This window comes from Aporhodopirellula sallentina SM41, assembly GCF_000346505.1.
In the GTDB taxonomy this organism is placed as follows: Bacteria; Planctomycetota; Planctomycetia; order Pirellulales; family Pirellulaceae; genus Rhodopirellula; species Rhodopirellula sallentina.
The window spans coordinates 44,416-61,749 of the sequence record NZ_ANOH01000263.1; the positions used below are offsets into that span (position 1 = coordinate 44,416).

Annotated in this window: 17 protein-coding genes; 14 read left to right on the forward strand and 3 right to left on the reverse strand. The window is 56.9% G+C overall.

All coding sequences use genetic code 11. The features are described 5' to 3' along the window. Positions 1-23: 23 nt before the first annotated feature. Positions 24-2,357: a hypothetical protein gene (locus tag RSSM_RS17480; RefSeq protein WP_236621214.1), complete on the reverse strand. Its 2,334-nt coding sequence runs from the start codon at positions 2,355-2,357 to the stop codon at positions 24-26. After that, entirely contained in the window at positions 2,354-2,674 is a 321-nt protein-coding gene (locus tag RSSM_RS17485; RefSeq protein WP_008681584.1) for a MazG nucleotide pyrophosphohydrolase domain-containing protein, read from the reverse strand. The genes RSSM_RS17480 and RSSM_RS17485 overlap by 4 nt, the downstream gene beginning before the upstream one ends. A 266-nt stretch (positions 2,675-2,940) precedes the next feature. Between RSSM_RS17485 and RSSM_RS17490 the strand changes: the two genes are divergently transcribed. The 3 genes from RSSM_RS17490 (at position 2,941) to RSSM_RS17500 (ending at position 6,800) form a co-directional block, all read left to right on the forward strand. Beyond that, on the forward strand, positions 2,941-4,062 hold the full coding sequence (locus RSSM_RS17490) for a sulfotransferase family protein (RefSeq protein WP_044302868.1): 1,122 nt from the start codon (positions 2,941-2,943) through the stop codon (positions 4,060-4,062). A 157-nt stretch (positions 4,063-4,219) separates the two neighbouring features. Further along, positions 4,220-5,749, forward strand: a complete 1,530-nt coding sequence (locus RSSM_RS17495) for a 3-keto-disaccharide hydrolase (RefSeq protein WP_008681587.1) — start codon at positions 4,220-4,222, stop codon at positions 5,747-5,749. Further along, the gene (locus tag RSSM_RS17500; protein WP_236621215.1) at positions 5,736-6,800 is read left to right on the forward strand and encodes a sugar phosphate isomerase/epimerase family protein; all 1,065 of its coding nucleotides are present in this window, start codon (positions 5,736-5,738) and stop codon (positions 6,798-6,800) included. Before RSSM_RS17495 ends, RSSM_RS17500 begins: the two co-directional genes overlap by 14 nt. Here RSSM_RS17500 and RSSM_RS17505 read toward each other — a convergent pair. After that, a complete protein-coding gene (locus tag RSSM_RS17505; RefSeq protein ID WP_008681592.1) occupies positions 6,772-8,160 on the reverse strand; it encodes a hypothetical protein in 1,389 nt (462 codons plus the stop codon). The genes RSSM_RS17500 and RSSM_RS17505 overlap by 29 nt on opposite strands. A 304-nt stretch (positions 8,161-8,464) precedes the next feature. On the opposite strand from RSSM_RS17505, the gene RSSM_RS17515 reads away from it, so the two are divergent. From RSSM_RS17515 to RSSM_RS17570, 11 genes are all read left to right on the forward strand, one after another. After that, positions 8,465-9,538 (forward strand): D-2-hydroxyacid dehydrogenase, encoded by a 1,074-nt coding sequence (locus tag RSSM_RS17515; protein ID WP_008681596.1) that lies wholly within the window; start codon positions 8,465-8,467, stop codon positions 9,536-9,538. 447 nt (positions 9,539-9,985) lie between these two features. Next, complete coding sequence (locus RSSM_RS17525) at positions 9,986-10,354, forward strand: DUF3127 domain-containing protein (RefSeq protein ID WP_044302875.1); 369 nt, start codon at positions 9,986-9,988, stop codon at positions 10,352-10,354. A gap of 180 nt (positions 10,355-10,534) precedes the next feature. Then, positions 10,535-11,134, forward strand: a complete 600-nt coding sequence (locus tag RSSM_RS17530) for an RNA polymerase sigma factor (RefSeq protein ID WP_081613822.1) — start codon at positions 10,535-10,537, stop codon at positions 11,132-11,134. After that, a complete protein-coding gene (locus tag RSSM_RS17535; RefSeq protein ID WP_008681604.1) occupies positions 11,127-11,699 on the forward strand; it encodes a hypothetical protein in 573 nt (190 codons plus the stop codon). The genes RSSM_RS17530 and RSSM_RS17535 overlap by 8 nt, the downstream gene beginning before the upstream one ends. Continuing rightward, positions 11,696-12,676, forward strand: a complete 981-nt coding sequence (locus tag RSSM_RS17540; RefSeq protein ID WP_008681607.1) for a hypothetical protein — start codon at positions 11,696-11,698, stop codon at positions 12,674-12,676. The genes RSSM_RS17535 and RSSM_RS17540 overlap by 4 nt, the downstream gene beginning before the upstream one ends. After that, entirely contained in the window at positions 12,673-13,884 is a 1,212-nt protein-coding gene (locus tag RSSM_RS17545) for a type II secretion system F family protein (protein ID WP_008681609.1), read from the forward strand. The genes RSSM_RS17540 and RSSM_RS17545 overlap by 4 nt, the downstream gene beginning before the upstream one ends. Continuing rightward, positions 13,881-14,936 carry a type II secretion system F family protein gene (locus RSSM_RS17550; RefSeq protein ID WP_044302877.1) on the forward strand — a complete coding sequence of 352 codons (1,056 nt, stop codon included), beginning with the start codon at positions 13,881-13,883 and terminating at the stop codon, positions 14,934-14,936. The genes RSSM_RS17545 and RSSM_RS17550 overlap by 4 nt, the downstream gene beginning before the upstream one ends. After that, positions 14,933-15,358: a type IV pilus modification PilV family protein gene (locus RSSM_RS17555; protein ID WP_144059906.1), complete on the forward strand. Its 426-nt coding sequence runs from the start codon at positions 14,933-14,935 to the stop codon at positions 15,356-15,358. Before RSSM_RS17550 ends, RSSM_RS17555 begins: the two co-directional genes overlap by 4 nt. Beyond that, complete coding sequence (locus RSSM_RS17560; protein ID WP_044302878.1) at positions 15,355-15,957, forward strand: PulJ/GspJ family protein; 603 nt, start codon at positions 15,355-15,357, stop codon at positions 15,955-15,957. The genes RSSM_RS17555 and RSSM_RS17560 overlap by 4 nt, the downstream gene beginning before the upstream one ends. Next, positions 15,954-16,400 (forward strand): hypothetical protein, encoded by a 447-nt coding sequence (locus tag RSSM_RS17565; protein WP_008681616.1) that lies wholly within the window; start codon positions 15,954-15,956, stop codon positions 16,398-16,400. Before RSSM_RS17560 ends, RSSM_RS17565 begins: the two co-directional genes overlap by 4 nt. Positions 16,401-16,409: 9 nt before the next feature. Then, complete coding sequence (locus RSSM_RS17570) at positions 16,410-17,312, forward strand: DUF1559 domain-containing protein (protein WP_008681617.1); 903 nt, start codon at positions 16,410-16,412, stop codon at positions 17,310-17,312. Positions 17,313-17,334: the final 22 nt, after the last annotated feature.

The following is a 17,334-nucleotide window of genomic DNA, read 5'->3' on the forward strand; positions in this document are numbered from 1 at the left end:
GACTCGCTATCACGACACAAACATTACCGCCGAACCTGCTTCACAGGCAGGATTACCCGCACCCAAGTTTGGGTATCACCCTTCGGCACTGCTTCGGTGCTTGAAGACGCATCGCCGCCTTCACCGGAAACACCAACATCGAACGTCAACCACGGCTCTCGACAACGCCCCACCAACACACACTGTTCCTCGGTTAACAAATCCGTCATATCAAGATGCCCAAGGATCTGATTCTGTAGCCCGGTGTAATCAACGCCTCCGACGACTTCATGAAACATCAACATCTCGGCGAGTCGTTCGGGCTGGTCGCTTCGCGTTACATCCCACGCTTCGGTCTGCGAGGAACTCTCCAATGCCCGCTGGCGAGACAGTTGCCAACGAAAGTTCTTTTGCCGCAGTTGGTCAACATCCTTGACCGTCGCCCCAGCAGGAAAACGCGTCGGCAGCAGATAGACAATGTTTCGATAGATCAACATCGAATCGAGCAAGTCGACGTCGAGTGGATTGACGAGCCGCCCCTGCAATGAGTCCGAGGTGCGACGGCGTTCAATCGGCACCGCATCCACCGAAGTATCAAACTGCATCCGAGCGGCAATCGACTTGCTGCTCCGCGGAGCCAACTCGAGAGACTCGACGCGGCTAGTCAGTTGGAAATCCGTCTGCGTGGACGACTCTGAATCGCTGGCATTCGTTCCCACGACCGGCACGCGGAGCGGACTGCTCCAAGAGTCGATCTGGATGCCCCCCATCGACCGGCCCGGTGCGCCAAATGGGCTGATCACTTGGTACTGAACGTCTTTTGCGAGCTTGTTCAACGCGGGGCTTCGCTGAGCAGCAACGTTGACGGTCTGCGCGGGATGCGAATAAACGTAGGCCCAATGAAACAACCTACCTCCCTGGTTGGACGCATCGATGTCGAGAAACTCAAACGCATTGGCCCGCAACAAACTGTCTGACGACGCATCCGCCTCAATACCCTCTGACGCCGCCTGCCCGCCCGATTCATCGACGGCATCCGAGCGCGGGCTCGCGGCGAACACCAGCGCGACCGACATGACGACGGCGACTACCGGAAACGTCGCCCAGCCGAGCAACGGATTACCGAGCACGCGTCGAACCAATAGATAGTCCAGCGGAGCGACCAACGCGATCAACGAGGCGATGATCAGAGCGATAATCGAGAAGCTAACATTTCGCTTGGTTGAAAACCGGTCCAGCGTCCGACGGACCTGCCCGGACAGATCCGAATAACCGCCCAAACGGAAACTGCTACCGGTTTCGGTGCGATCTTCCACGAGCAGGTCGCCTGTCAACTTGGTGATCAAATCAAGACGCTCGGGCCAATCGACAAACGGCGATGCATCCAAGTCAGCCGAAACGATCGTCACGCTCCCCATCCCGATCGTGTAACGTGCGGCCAAGGGCAACCCGATTCGGCGAGACGTACGGCCAGCGATCAACGTTTCCCCCACGCTCGACAAAGCAATGCCACCGGCACCGATGGTCTTGGGCAGTCGCCATCCGTCGAATGCCTTCAGTCGAGTCTGGCTGTTCGCAAACGTTTCCAATCCGGACGGATCCATCCGAACAACCGACGACGAAACGACACTCTTTGGCAACAGTTCAGTCAACCAAGAAGACGCCTCGAATGTTTTTGGGGCCGATCCGCCGAGCGTTAAGAAGAGCTTGCCCCCGCCTCTGACCCAATCGTGGATCGCTGCACCTTGGGACGTCGACAATTCCTCGAGCACCTTCGCACCTGAACCGGTAACGACGATCAGGTCGACGCCGGAAAAACCGAGAACGTGGTCAGGAACGCTTTCAGGCTGAACGACGGTTGTGACGGCGATCGACGCATCGCGATCGAGCAGCTCGTTTGCTCCGATTGATTCGATGCCCATGGGATCACCGAAAACGACCACCCACGGCATCTCATCGGGGATCATCGCCGGACCTTCCGCGGGCGTGCCGGTTTCCGGGAAGCGAGTTTTCAACACCACTTCGCCGGCATCCGATTTCTCGTCAGACGTGCTCGAAACCGCGGAAGTGCGGATCGTTAGTGGCGCAGCCTCAGTGCCTGGAACGCAGTAGCCGAAAACTTGTTCGCCGTCGGCCCCGGCAAGGAAGCTCTGTTCATAGACGACAACTCCTCCGTCGCCGTCGGTCGTTTCCAGGACCGCGTTGTCGACCGGTTTGAATCGCACCGCAGTCCAACGGCCGGCGCGATAGTGGCCGTCGATCCCGACAAAGTCAGTCGCGGGAGCTTCGGCGGGCGGGTCTTGTGCGTTCACCTCGTTCGAGGCCGGCCCAACCGATGCCAGGAAGACCGCCGCGATCATCAACACAAATACTATCACGGCTTCTCATCCAAGCTGCATTCACATTCAAAACGTTGGCATCCGGGGCACCCCTGCCCGTATTTCGCCGACAAAGCCTCGGCCAAGTTCACGTCGGCGACGTTCGCGATGGTGAACAACCAAGCGATCACGTCGGCAAATTCTTCCTGCAGGTTTTCTCGATCGTTGCCTCGCAGAGCCGACGCCAACTCGCCAACCTCTTCCATCAACCACATGAAGGTGCCGTCGATGCCACGCGCAACGTCTTTGTCGTAATACATCTTGCGGATGTGCTGCTGCAAATCTTCGATAGAAAGATCGCGGGTGGATTTCGGCATGTTAAATTGACGCAATAGACGAGGTGTTTGGAGCGACCGGGCCCACTCGTTTCGGAAAAACGCATAAAATCCGGGTCACAATCTGGCCAGCTCATGGGCCTGGACGGGATGACGCTTTATCCTTCACGGGCGAACGCGTGTCCAAACAGTCTAACGTGGTATTTCGTTGGAGGGAGACCGGGCCTGGGAACGGCCAGTCGCCAGACGTTCACACGAGGCATTTTGTTCGCTCGAATCCGCCTTTTTGCGTAGGACTTTCCTCTTTCATGCCCGAGTCTTCCCTGAATCGCTACCCGTTCTATTGTCCGCGGTTCTGGCATGGGATGCGGCCATCTGCGTGGTGGCGGCTGCTGCGACGTGGAGGGTTCGCCATTAGCCCCTCTCGAGTGCCGTTGGCATGCTCGGTTTCAACGGCCACCCCGTTCAACACCCTGCTAATGGGGATGCAGAACCTCATCTACCGTCGCCGAATTCGCGAAGCCGAACTGCACGGGCCGCCGGTTTTCATCATCGGGCACTGGCGCAGCGGCACGACGCTGCTGCATGAGTTGATGGTCCGGGACGAACGATTCAGCAGCCCGTCGACGTTTCAATGTTTCGCACCGTCGCATTTCCTGCTGACCGAGTGGTTCTTTCAGCGATTCGCCAAGTGGCTGCTGCCGGGCAAGCGGCCGATGGACAACATGGACACCGGATGGGACCGGCCACAGGAGGACGAATTCGCACTGGTCAACCTCGGATTGCCATCGCCCTATCGCCGGATTGCTTTCCCACGGGAGGGCGCCGTCGACATGGAGTACTTGGATTTCGAAGGGGTCGATGAAGCCGCACGCCAGCAATGGGTCGACACGCTACGGTCGTTTCTTCACCGCGTGAGCGCATCGACGACGCGGCCGCTCGTCATCAAGAGTCCAACGCACACCGGCCGGGTGGGACATCTCGCTGCCGCGTTCCCTCAGGCGAGGTTCATTCACATCACACGCGACCCGAGGGCGTTGTTCCCCAGCACGTGCCGATTGTGGCGTAGCCTCGACGACGTTCAAGGACTCCAAGCCCCCGCGCCAACCAGCGACGACGGGATCGAAGAATATGTCCTCGATTGCCTGGAAAAAATGTACCGCGCCTTCCATCAACAAAAACAGCAAATCGACCAGCATCACCTGATCAACATTCGGTACGAAGACCTGATTGCCGATCCGGTGGACACTCTACAAACCATCTACGATTCGCTGCGCCTGGCGGACTTTGAAACGGTCCGCGAAGACATCCAAACCTGGGCCGAAACCGAACACAAGTCCTACCAAACCAACGCTCACCAACTATCCTCGGAACAAGAAAAATTGCTTCGAGAGCGTTGGGGCGAATACTTCGACGAGTACGGCTATTGATCGGGCCGATCGCTCACGATTAAAGAGACAGCATGAGCGTGCAGGGGCTCGCCTGAGCAGCAGCATGGATGCAGCAGGATTCAGTCCATCTGCTCGGTAACCGAGTCCGATCGCCAGCCCAATCCGAACCACCTTCTTTCTAAACGAGTGCACCGCGATGACCTTTACGGAACATCAAACCTCACTACTGCATTGGTTTCGAGCACGCGATTTTCATGCATTAAAAGGTCGTGCGTCAGGTCGTGTTCTGGCAAATGGATTCGTGCAGACCACAGGGCTCATTCAGATTGCGGGACTCGCGTTTGCAATCAGCATCGTCGGCTGCTCGAGCCAAACGAAGACGCCGCCTGCCGACGACACCGCCGCCGCGGTCGATAGTTCCACTGAGTTGCCGGCGCAAGAAGACACGACGCAGAAGAAAGACGACGCCCCGTTTGTTTTTGAGGCGCAGGCGTATGAAGCGAGTGCTGAACAGTTGCTCGATGCCCGGCTGCCAATCGAACAAACGAGCGAAGGTTGGATTCGACTCTTCGATGGACACACCATGTTCGGATGGGTGATCGCCGGCGAAGCCAACTGGAGAATCGAAAACAACGCTCTCGTTGCCGACCGAGGCCGGCCATGCTTGCTGACAACAACGACACAGTGGTCGGACTACGAACTCGAATTGGAGTTTCGTTGCGACACAGAAACCAACTCAGGCGTCTTTCTTCGGACAGAAATCGAGCCGCGTGATGTCGCGTCGCGGTGTTTCGAAGTGAACATCGCACCGCAAGACAACCCATTCCCGACCGGTGGCATTGTACAGCGCAAAAAGGGAACACCCTTTACAACTTCGTCGGACCAATGGCACACGATGAACATGGTTTGTGATGGGAAAAACGTCACCGTCAAAATCGACGAAAAAACAACCTGCGAACTCGTTGACGCAGAGTCCGCTGCCAGAGGTTACATCGGGTTGCAGTTTCGTTCGGGCAAGATCCAATTCCGCAACATCCGTTTACGTCCGATCGGACTGGAAAACCTGATCGACGAAGAACTCACCCGATGGAAACAGTATCCCGAGATGCCAGGCGATTTCACCGTCAACGACAAAGAACACTTGGTCGTCGATGGCGGGAAACAACAACTCGAATCAAACGACACTTACGGCGACTTCGTACTTCTCGCCGATTACAAGATGGACAACCCAAAGTCGAACTCGGGAATCTTCTTTCGATCCATCCCTGGCGACGAGATGATGGGATACGAGTGCCAAGTCAACAACGAAACCGTTGACGACAATCCGCTGCAACCGGCGGACTGTGGCGCCGGCGGTATCTTTCGCAGACAGAACGCAAGGATTGTCGCGGGGGAACCGAAGCGTTGGAATTCAATCCTTTTATCGGCCGACGGATCGCACTTCGCGGCTTGGGTGAACGGCCTGCAAGTGACCGACGTTTACGATGATCGCAAAATGCACGAGAACCCTCGCAAAGGCCTGCGTCTCCAACCGGGAACCATCATCATCCAAGGCCACGACGAAACGACCCAAGCGACGTATCGTCAGTTGTCCATCACGCCGTTGCCGGCACCTGAGCCTGTAACTTCCGACAGCCCCGTGTCGTCCAACAGCCCTGAATCCTCTGAAAACCCAGTGTCTTCTGAGAGCTCGGCGTCTTCTGAAAACAAAGATGAAAGCGAGTAGAAACGTGGTGCCCGGTCAATCTCGACGCCGATTCCTTCAGTCCACCAGCCGAGGCCTCCTTGAGTCGGGTTTGTTCGCCGGCGTCTTTGCCTCCATGGCTAGCGCGTGCCGAGCCGACTCGCCAACGGACCACAACGAGCCCGCCGATCACACTCACTCGGCGAAAGAGACCCAGACGCCCGAAATCGCTCTCAACACGAGCACGATCCGTGGCCATGGGCTCCCCGTTGATCAGCAGATTCGCGTCACCGCCGACGCAGGTTTTGATGCCATTGAACCGTGGATCCGCGATTTACGGGCGTACGTTGACGGTGGCGGCAGGCTTCGCGATCTTCGTCAACAACTCGATGACTCAGGCATTCGGGTCGCAGGAGCGATCGGTTTCGCACGGTGGATTGTCAACGAACCGGCGGAGCGACAAGCCGGGCTCGATGAAGCGCGACGCGACATGGAATTGGTTCGCGAATTGGGCGGAACCATGATGGCGGCTCCTCCGATTGGTGCCCATAACGTGAACGCGTTGCGTCAAAACGGTCCGATTGAGTTGCCTGTTATCGCGGAACGCTATCGAACGCTTCTCCAGCTCGGCGAAGAAGTCGGCGTGACTCCGCTGCTCGAGTTGTGGGGGTTCTCGCCGACGTTGAGTCGTTTGGGGGAGTTGGCCTACGTGGCCACCGCGGCCGAACATCCAAACGCTGCCGTGCTGCCTGACTTCTATCACATTTACAAAGGAGGTAACGATCTGCAGTCACTCGCCATGATCGAAGCCTCCCGGATGCCGTTGTTCCATATCAACGACTACCCCAGCGAACCACCAATCGAAACCATTGCGGATAAAGACCGCGTCTTCCCCGGCGACGGCGTATGTCCTCTCGTGGATACGATTGCGATGCTGCTCCAGAACGGTTTCTCGGGCACGTTTTCGCTCGAACTGTTTAACCCCGAATACTGGAAACAGCCGGTCGCGGAAGTAACGCGTGAGGGTTACCGCAAGTCGAAACTGGTGATCGAAGCGGCCATCGCTAAGGCAACCGCAGACTCGCAATCGTAAACGGAATCCGCTGCTGTTCGATTTGGTAGTGCTGGCGCACGATCTCCATATCGATCCCCGCACGCCGCCGAGCCTCCGCGATAGTCAGTGAACGCAGTTCCTTGAGCGGTTGTTTGTACAAATCCGCTGCACCGGTTTTCTTTCCACACTGGACGCCCAAATCAAACGCGGGCTGCAGAAATCCAGGGATTCGATACGGTTCGGGATACACGCGAGCCATCAAAAACTTGAACGCGTGATACTGAATACGGCTCACTTTCTTTGCCGTCCCCATCGCGAATCCGAGCACAAACGCTTCGTCTTGGTCCTGCAAACCGCGTCCGAGAAGGACATGCAGCACGTCATGATCGTGCAAGTCAATGGCTCCGCGAAACCGGATCGGGCTGGTCGGATTTTCAAACAGCCGAACGATCCAAGGAATCGCTGAGGCGGGCGCCGCGGGCATCGACTCGATCAGTTCACCGACCGTACGATCGTCGTCATCGACACCGGGATACCATGCCAACCAAAGATCCGTCTCGGTGTAGTGTTTTCGAGGACGACCGTCCTCATCGTACAACCAAACACTGGTATCAAAGAGGCTGAGAATTGTTTCAGGTCGCGGTTGATTCGACGCCGTGATCACCGCGGCTGACGAACCGAGATTCAAATAGTCTAAGACGATACTCTCGATCTCGAGCATGACCGACGGCTTGGTATCCGACAGGCCGCCGGACCGAGACAGACACTCCGAGATTTCCAACATCGCATCGCGAGACCACTGGCGAAGCACCTTTTGATTGTTCGCTCGGTATTCGCGTTTCAGCAATCCGGCATGGTTCGCGGCACGGATGGTTGCCAACGTCAGCGCGATGTCAGACGATTCGGCGTTGGCTCGCCCGGACCCGCGGGCCGATGCCTCCCAATCGACCGCGTCGGATTGATCGGACACCGCAACAACACACCGGCAAGCTCCGTCGACGTCTTCACGTTGATGCGAAATCACATGCAACGGCTTTCGACAAAGCATCGACACCGCTCCCGCGATCGCCAGAATATCCGACTCCCCGCGAGCAACGAGCACTTCACCGCCGGCGTCCGCCCACCGATCACCGTTCCCGTCTGCAGGGGCCTGTTCTTCGTCGGCGATTGGTTTGGGCGGCGCGATCCGCGTCCGCGGTTCGGCTTCTTTGGGAGACGTTTTGTCGCCGGTCGCCACAATCTGCTCGGCGACTTCTTCCACGGGAAAACGCGTGAGCCGTTTAACGCGCAGCCTGCACTCAACGGTCTCCGGTGGCGTGCCGGAAACGTCCACTTCACGCACCTCCACCATCGCAATACGCAGTGGCAAAGTTTGCCGGGAAGAAAGTTGTTCCGACATGGAAATTCCTTGGGGACGAAATCACCACACTGTTTCACTCTACAGAGCCTGCAGAGTCGCATTACACATTATACGCTTTCCCCGAAACGATGGTTTCTCGCAAGATCACCCACATCGCATGAAATGCTCGACCTTTCTCGATCGTCACGCCCACCCGAAAGCACGCCCACTCTAAAAGATTGTCACATCCCCCCGGAACGTGCGAATCCTGCCGCAAACGCTCCGCCTCCTGTATTCCTGTGATCTTTGATACGATCGACGCGTCCGCCGTCAGCCCCATTTCTGCACCCGTGTTCCGACTTTCATGATGAACGACCAAACATTCGAAACGATTCGACGCATCGTTTTGTGCTATCCCGTCGAGTCACATCACGTGACGCAAATCAAAGAAACACTCGTCGCATGCAAAGACGATCCCGCTATCCCGATGAATCACGACATTGAGGTGATCGACGCGGGCCAGGAACGGGTTGATGAGATGTTGCCTACCGCGGATATCTTTATCGGTCACGCCAAGGTGCCGGTGGATTGGGACCGTGCTCTCGCTACAAAACGACTGCGATGGATTCAGTCTTCCGCCGCAGGCCTCGACCATTGCTTGGTCCCCGGCGTCATCGCCGATCCCGATATTATCGTCAGCAGCGCGTCGGGACTGTTTGCCCCACAGGTTGCCGAGCAAACCTTTGCGTTGCTGTTCGGGCTGCTTCGACGCATCGGGCTGTTTGAGCGGGCTCGTCAAATTCCCGAGTTCATCCGTCGCCCGACCGACGACCTTCGGGGAAAGACCGTTGGAATCGTGGGACTCGGTGGTAACGGACGCGAGATTGCCAAGATGCTCCGACCTTGGGAGGTCAAGATTCTCGCGACCGACTACTACCCCGAAAACCAACCGGCCGATGTTGATGAGTTGTGGCCGACCAGCCGAACCGATGAACTATTCGCATCGTCCGACATTGTGATTTTGACCTTGCCGCTGAATGCATCGACGCGGCACTACGTCGGTGAAAAGCAATTCGCGGCGATGAAACCCGGCAGCTACTTCGTGAACGTTGCCCGTGGAGCGGTTGTCGATGAGGCGGCACTTGTCGCGGCGCTCTCCCGTGGACACCTCGCCGCTGCCGGTGTCGACGTGACCGAAACGGAACCTCTGCCGCCGGAGAGTCCGTTGTGGACCGACCCAAACGTACTAATCACTCCGCATGTCGGCGCGCAGTCCTATCGCCGCGTTGACGACACGACGGATCTCGTCTGCCTGAACCTTCGGCGGTATTTTTCGGGCCTGCCGATTTACAACCGCGTCGACAAAACCCTTGGTTTTCCGCACCCGAGCGATTCATACCGAGTTGCCTCCGCCGAGGCGACGAACACATCAATTTGAACATCCGAACCGATTCATTTTCCCAGCCGATTAATTATTCGAACTGACGAATGACTCAAAAGAGGCCGCCGAGCCCTTCGGGCGCCTCGCAATTCCTTTCAACCGACGAGTTTGACCGTGAGCAGCAACCGCCCGCCGAATCCGTCCCATGCCATCGTCACGCACAGCGGACGTGCCGTCGGTCCAATGATGATGCCCGAACAAAACGGGGAATCATTCGTGGAAGAATTTAACCGCACCTACCGGTCCATCGGGCTGTCGGTGACGCTGAACGAACATGGACGCCCTTTAGTATCCCAGGTGAAAGGTTTACACTCTCCGATCGAGTGCAGCTCTCCCGGACACGTCGATGCCGTCGCATCGGGAACCGCGTGATCATGCACCCATGCGTCGGCACCGCGCCAACGCGATTGTGACTTTGACCGGGCGATTTTGATCGAGAATACCATGAGTGATGCAAAAGTACGTGGCGTTGTCCACTTGATTGAGGAAACTAAAACCTACGGACAGAAAGGTTTTCGCAAACGGCTAGTCGTTTTGGAACAGGACAAAGGCAGCTTCACGAACTACGTTCCCGTGGAATTCACTCGCGACGCATGCGACAGCGTAGACGAAATGAAAAAAGGTGACGAAGTCGAAGTGACCTACCGCCTGAACGGCCGGCGTTGGCAAAAAGACGCCAACAGTGAGGTGAAATTCTTCGTCAACGTGGAGGCGATGTCATTCCAGGTGGTTGGCGGTGGCGGAGCATCCGCCGGATCGGCCAACGACGCCTTCGCCGAAGCAGGTGGGGAAGAAGACGACGCACCGTTCTAAAGCGAGGCGACCACCGTCGTTACAGCGATAAAGCCTGCAAACAAAGCCAGCAAACTGTGCTGGCACAGGGGTTGGCAAACCCAGCCGGCGAAAGCGGGCTGAGCCCCCGCCGCGAAGTTTTCTCGAAATAACTTCGTAATAATTAGACAAACCTCGCCCCAACGCGCATCTTGTGGGGTGATGAACCAATTTACCCCACCGCCGTCCGGCGCCACCTTCTCCCAGCGGGTGCGCACGTCCGCTCGCCAGCTCGCTGAGCTCGGCGAGGATTCCATCAGCGGATTGATCGACCTGACCTCGTTGCGGTTGGTGCGTTTCGCAACCACCCTAACGCGGAACCAACACGACGCCGAGGATGCGGTTCAGGCAACGTTGGTCAAGATTGCGGCTCAACCCAAACGCCTGCATCAATGCACGGATCCGTGGGCCTATCTGCTCCGCATGGTTCGCAACGAATCAATGCTGATCATGAGGCGACGTCCCCGCTGGAACCTGATCGGTGATGTATGTGACCTGCTAACACGCTGCCGCGTCGATGAACTCGAACGCGAGGAAAGCTACCGCGAAATTTGGCGGGCGATGCGGAAATTGCCGACGCAGCAAAGCGAAGTCGTTGTGCTGAAGATCTGGGAGGAGATGACGTTCGCTGAAATCGCCGGCGTCCTGGACATCTCCCCTTCGACCGCAGCGAGCCGGTATCGATACGCGATCGCGAAACTCAACTGCCAACTTCGCGAAAATCTTTCCCAACCGCACGAGGATCTGCAACAGCATGTTTGATCCTTCGCAATGGCCCGACAAATCCGAATCTCACGAATCATCCCAGGGCGATGCATTCTTCGACGAGATGAAGGAACTGTATGGAGATGATTCGCATGGGCCGCACTTCGCCGATGAAACCATCCACAACGGCGTCGAACTCGAAGAGTTAATTCGTGGCGCGGGGCGCTACGTACGCCCCGGTGACCAACTCCGCGCCCGCATTCTCGAGCGTGTTTCGCATCGACGAGAACGACGACGGATTTGGCAACGCGTCTTGGGTGGTTTCACCCTGTCATGCACCATCGCTCTGGCGTTGATCATCATCGGCCGGTCTGCAATGACCTTCATGCCGCGTGGGCCTTCGTCGAGCGACCTGCATTCCCAAGCCACGCGTCGAGCCAACGCCGACGGAGTCGCTTGGGAATGGGCGTTGACCGAAGTCGTCTACGATTGGCGACGCTCCGCCGCAACCAACCTTTCGCGAGCAACACCCGCGCCGCAAACGTCAGCCACGAACCAACCGGAAAGCGATCGCCCAAGCGTTCCAACATCACGTACACATCGTGACGGGTCGTTACGATGAACGATCCCAACTCGGCGAAGCGCGAAACACAGCCGGACAAAAGAGCGGAACGTTTGCGATCGTATCACCAGTCCCTGCGAGCCGCTGTGATTGCCGGCGTTAAACTCGACCTCGGCACGCTCCGTCATCCCGGCACACCATCGCCGCAGCGAAACGACGCTGTGCCAAATTCAGCACACCTCGGCGGGATCGCGAACCTTGCCAAACTCTCTCGTCTCGAACCGATGCTCGCCGAGGCGATTCGGAAGAGCGATGACACCCAACAGGCCGCGAATTCGCAGAGCGACGATCCGGCGAACGGGTTACCCACCGCCTATGTCTCAGCGTTTCACTTTTTCGAACAAACCGGCCGGATCGATTTGGTTTTGGATTCGCTGTCGTTGCCCTCCGCGGTCAATCGAGACCTCGCCAGCGCAATTCGCCCGGTCTGTTTTTACATGGCGTTGCTACTGTTGGCAGGGACGGGTGGCCTGACGGTCTTTGCCACGATTTCAGGCCCCAGGATGACCGCCATTCGCAACGACATGGCATTGCAACCCATCGCCGAAGTGAGTGAGTCTTGGTTGGCTTCCCCGGACATTAGTCCGCTTTTGATTGTCCTCCCGATCTTGACCGTGGGCATGATTTTGCTGGGAACCACCACGAAAGGTTCCGCGGCAATCGTTGGGCTTCTGGGAGGAAAACGCTATCGCATCGATCGTTCTCGATTCGTACTTGCGAACATTGAAAAGGCCCGAGGTCCGCGTTCGCAATCAGAGCCCGACGGACGCAACAGTCGCTTGTCGTTGGTGGCCGCGCACGCGTCCACGCTCGCTCAGCATCGCCTCACCCGCCTGCGCATCGGACTGCCCACAATCCTGATCGCGATACTCGGTGGTGGCGGTGTTCTTATCTACTGCCTGATCCTTTTTGGTCCACTCATCTGGCTCATCCACGACATGGCAACCATTCCAATCGAGCAAGGGATGTTACCTTGACCGATATTGCTCGAACCGATGTGCAGCCACCTCAATGGATCCGCGCGTGGCTACCTCACCGCGACAAAATCGTTTCGGCGTTAACGCTTTCCGCCGATGCTGTTTCCGGATCATCTCAACAACAGATTCACCAACTCGCCGACGAAGTAGCCTTCCTGAACGAAGATGCCGACGTCCTTCTCAATCCGTTCGCGTTGGAAATCTTCCTCAACCTGGAAGCCGTCCCCGTCCTCGACGGGCCTTTCACACCCTCGGTGTCAAAAGAATCTTCGCCAACCCCCGCGGAGACTGACCCTGAGCAAACTGGCACGGTCGAACCGCCGCTGGATCTCGAATCTCGGATTCAATCGGCGGTCAACTCCACACTCCTGGCTCACATTCGTATTCAATCGCGCGGCCAACGAATCCTCACCGTGATCGCTTATCCGCTCGTCGTGATGACGGTTTGCATGGGCGTTCTGATCTTTGCGGGGCTTTTGATCGTTCCAACGTTCGAACAAATGTTTGACGAATTCGGTTTGAAACTCCCATTCTTTACACAACTGTTGTTCCGTTTCTCAAACATTGTTCAGTCGCCATTCACTTACGTTGTGCTGTTTGGGTTAACAGCGATCGTTGCATTGGCAGCCTGGCTGCGTTGGGGAACCAACTCGCCTTTGTACGCCCGGTCCCCTCGACGAGGAACCCGTGTGCAATTTCGGCCAACCGCACCTCGCTCAACACGCGGCACGTGCGCCGATTGGGCGTGGCACCTGTCGCTGTTGATGCGAACTGGACTTTCGAAGGCGGATGCCATCGAAGTTGCCGGCGTCGCGTCCGCACAAAAGTGGTTGTGTCGAGGCAGTCAGTTTTGGGCCGATGCGATCCGCATGGGAGACGATCCTTTTCACGGTGTCACTCATTTCCGTCGGGTGCCGTGCCACATGCTCGCGGACGCTCTCTCGATCGATGTTGCCCTTGCACCGCAACGGCAACCGGACCCCAGCAAAACACCTCCAACTCCGGGTACTCAGGAGACGCTGAATCAATACCAAGCCAACATCCTTCGTGAAATCGCGGAACTGTATTGGGATCGGGACCGACATGTCACCATTTGGCGTTTAGGTTGGGTGTCGCCACTGATCGTTTTCTGTGTCGGTTTCATCATTTGGTTCGTGGTGATCGCCTTGTTCGCTCCGCTGGTGAGTCTCATTTCGGGGTTAACATGAGCAGCAGCGAACCCTTCTTTTTCCAAGTCACTCTACCGCACGAACGTGCTCTGGTTCGTGTTCTATCCATGGCAACGCGGCGACGTCTCCATGCCGCGAGGATGGTGGAACGGTTAGCGTGCGAGTTCAAACGACGCCCCGCACGAGCCTTGAATCAAGTCGCCCGACTGTTGGCTGAAGGCACACCGATTGTTGACGCACTCGAACAAACCCCGCGAGCGCTCGATCCGACTGCGGTGTTGCTACTGCGGCTTGCCTCCCAAACCGGGACGTTCTCCGAAACACTGGATTCATTGATCGCGGAAGACGAACAAACCGACGCCGCCAATGAAGTTCGCACAGCCTCGATCGAGAACCAACTCTATCAAGTCGCAGTCGGGTTCTTGATGGCGTGGCTGCTCATTGCGTTTTTGCTGACGTTCATCGTCCCAACATTCCAAAAGATGTTCGAGGAATTCGGAATCGACCTACCCGGTTCGATGTTGTTGCTGATCGCAATTGGCGATTATTGGCCGGTCTTAATGTTGCTCTCCCTCGTGTTGCTATTCACCATCTTAATCTTCGGTCCGCTCGTTATCGGACGACCGCGATGGGCAATGGAATTTGGGCGCAGACGTTTGCACGCCCGTGCCGACCTGCTATCGCTACTCGCAACAATCCTTCAGTCGGGCCGCCCGCTCGCATCCGGGATCGACACGTTGTCTCGCATTCATCCGGTCAGTCGAATACGCACGCGTCTGGTCAAAGTATCCAAGTCGATCGATCAGGGTGAAGATACTTGGCGAGCCCTCTCGGCACAAAAATTCATTGGCAACGCCCAGATGCACGCGTTCCAAACGACGCAGGACCAAACAGCACAGGCATGGCTGCTACGCTTTGAAGCTCGCCGAACCAACATCTGGATCGAACTCCGCAGCAACTTTCTTGCTCGATGCATCTCGCTTGCGACGCTCCTGTTGCTCGCCGCGGTTGTCCTACTAGCCTCCGTGGCAGTTTTCACGTCGGTATACGGTTTGGTGAGTGGACTCGCTTGTGTGGGCTTTATCGGATGAAACACACCAAACCCAGAATCAATCATGATCGCTGGAACAGGCCCCGCAAGGGGTTCACGATGCTGGAATGCGTCGTTGCGGCGTCGATCCTAATGGTGGCGATGAGCACCGTCGCTACGTTCGCGTATCGCGTTCATCGCCTATGGATGGATGTTGCCGATCAACGCATCGCGATGAACGAACTGACCAACCAAATCGAATTCATCACACAACTGCCGGTCGAAGAAATCGATGACGCGATCGCCGGCATCACACCTTCCGCGATCGCCGCAATCAGCCTGGACCATCCGGAGCTTTCCGCCACACGCACTCAAGATAAATTTGGCGACCGGATTACCGTTACGCTGCGTTGGCGATCAACCAACCCGATTCCTCCGGTTCGATTGGTAGGCTGGATCAACTCGAAGGAGTCGACACCATGACATTGAGTTTAACAGCACGGCGAGGCTCTTCTCTGATCGAAATCATGGTGGTGCTGTCAGTCTCATCGACCCTTCTGGTCCTCGCGGTCGGATGGATCCATCAGTCAATCCGGCTCGCCTCAATCCTGCGAAGCCACGAACGTCACCACCAAAGCGTGCTGCGGTTGTCGAGACAATTCCGTGACGACGCACACCTAGCCGCTCAGGTGATTCAGAATGAGAACGAGATTCGCTTTTTGGCAGAAAACTCAGAAATCCGATATCAGATCGACGATTTGACGGTCACTCGGATTCACCAGACGCCATCCGACGATGCACCACCACATCGTGAAAGCTATCAACTCGCTGTTCGTTCTGAAGCTTCGTTCGATTTGCTTCCTGATTCCGATTGGGTCGTTCTTACCGTACGTCGCCGCCGTCCACCACACGCAGCAGCAGAACCACACACAAGCAACCCCGATGCGTCCGCCGATTCAACACCACGTGAATCCGAAAAGGTTAGCCTACCGACCGACCTCGTCGTTCGCGCCGCGGTTGGACGTTGGTCCGATGAGCGATCTGACAACAAAGCCCCACCGCGTGAGGATTCTCTGCCGTGACAAATCAACATCGCACGCATTCGCGAAGCGATCGCGGAACAGTCCTGATTGCCGTGTTGGTCTGCTTGACCGTTGCGTCAGCCATCACGGGTGTTGCGTTGCAGTCGAGCCTACGCTCGCGGCGTCACATGAACGTCCAATGGCAACTCGAGCAAACTCGTTTGCTTCTGGATGCCGGGATTCGACGTGCCATGACCCGCGGTGCAGACAACCCTGATTACGAAGGTGAATCATGGAGTGTTGATGATGCACTGGAGGCGTTTCCGGTGGCGAACGTTGAGATTCGCCCAACCCAAGACGACGCCTCCGAAAACAGCAACTTGCGACTTTATCGCGTCACGGCTTTGATCCAAAACCGCGACCGTATCCCGGTGCAAACGAAACGTTCTCAAATCATTCGAATCCACCGCAAACCAACAGCCACCCCGCTCATCAATCCCTAGGAGCTCATCATGACACGTCCCTCTTATCGCAAACCGAACGCCTTCACCTTGGTGGAATTGCTAGTGGTGATTGCGATCATCGGTGTTCTCGTCGGACTGTTGCTGCCGGCTGTGCAGGCCGCCCGGGAAGCGGCCCGTCGCTGTTCCTGTGCCAACAATCTCGCACAACTCGGGTTGGCAACACACAACTACGAGTTCTCGATGGAGCACCTGCCTTCGGGCTCAATCAACCCGGACGGCCCCATCTTGAACGAACCCATCGGCCAGCACGTCGGCTATCTCGTTCAGCTATGCCCCTACATTGAACAACAGGGAATCGCTAATCAGTTTGACATGTCCCTGGGCACATACGCCCCCGAAAACGCGCCCGCACGAAAACAAACAATCTCGAGTTTCCTGTGCCCTTCGTTTCCCTACGGCGAAAATGATGATGGCTCGTCAGGACTAACCAACTACGCGGGATGCCACCACGACACTGAAGCTCCCATTGCGGAGGACAATCAAGGACTCCTGTTTCTCAACAGCAAGGTACGCTACGGCGACATCACCGACGGCAGTTCGCACACGATCCTGATCGGTGAAATGCTCCCCGAACGATCGAGCCTCGGCTGGGCATCAGGCACCCGAGCGTCGCTGCGCAATACAGGCACATTCGGTGGATCCATCATGTCAGCGGAAGGAAGGATGACAAACGGCAATGCAGCAAACATCAACAACGCCACCGAAACAAATGCGACCGACGGGGAAGACAACAAGGAATACGTCGGCGGCTTCGCGAGCAAGCACCAAGGAGGCGCGCAGTTTTGCTTTGCTGACGGATCCATCCGATTCCTGACTCACTCAATCGACCCTATTCTGTTTCACAATCTCGGCAACCGCGAAGACGGTGCGATGATGGGAACCGAATACTAACCTCTCGCCCGAAACGCTCGGC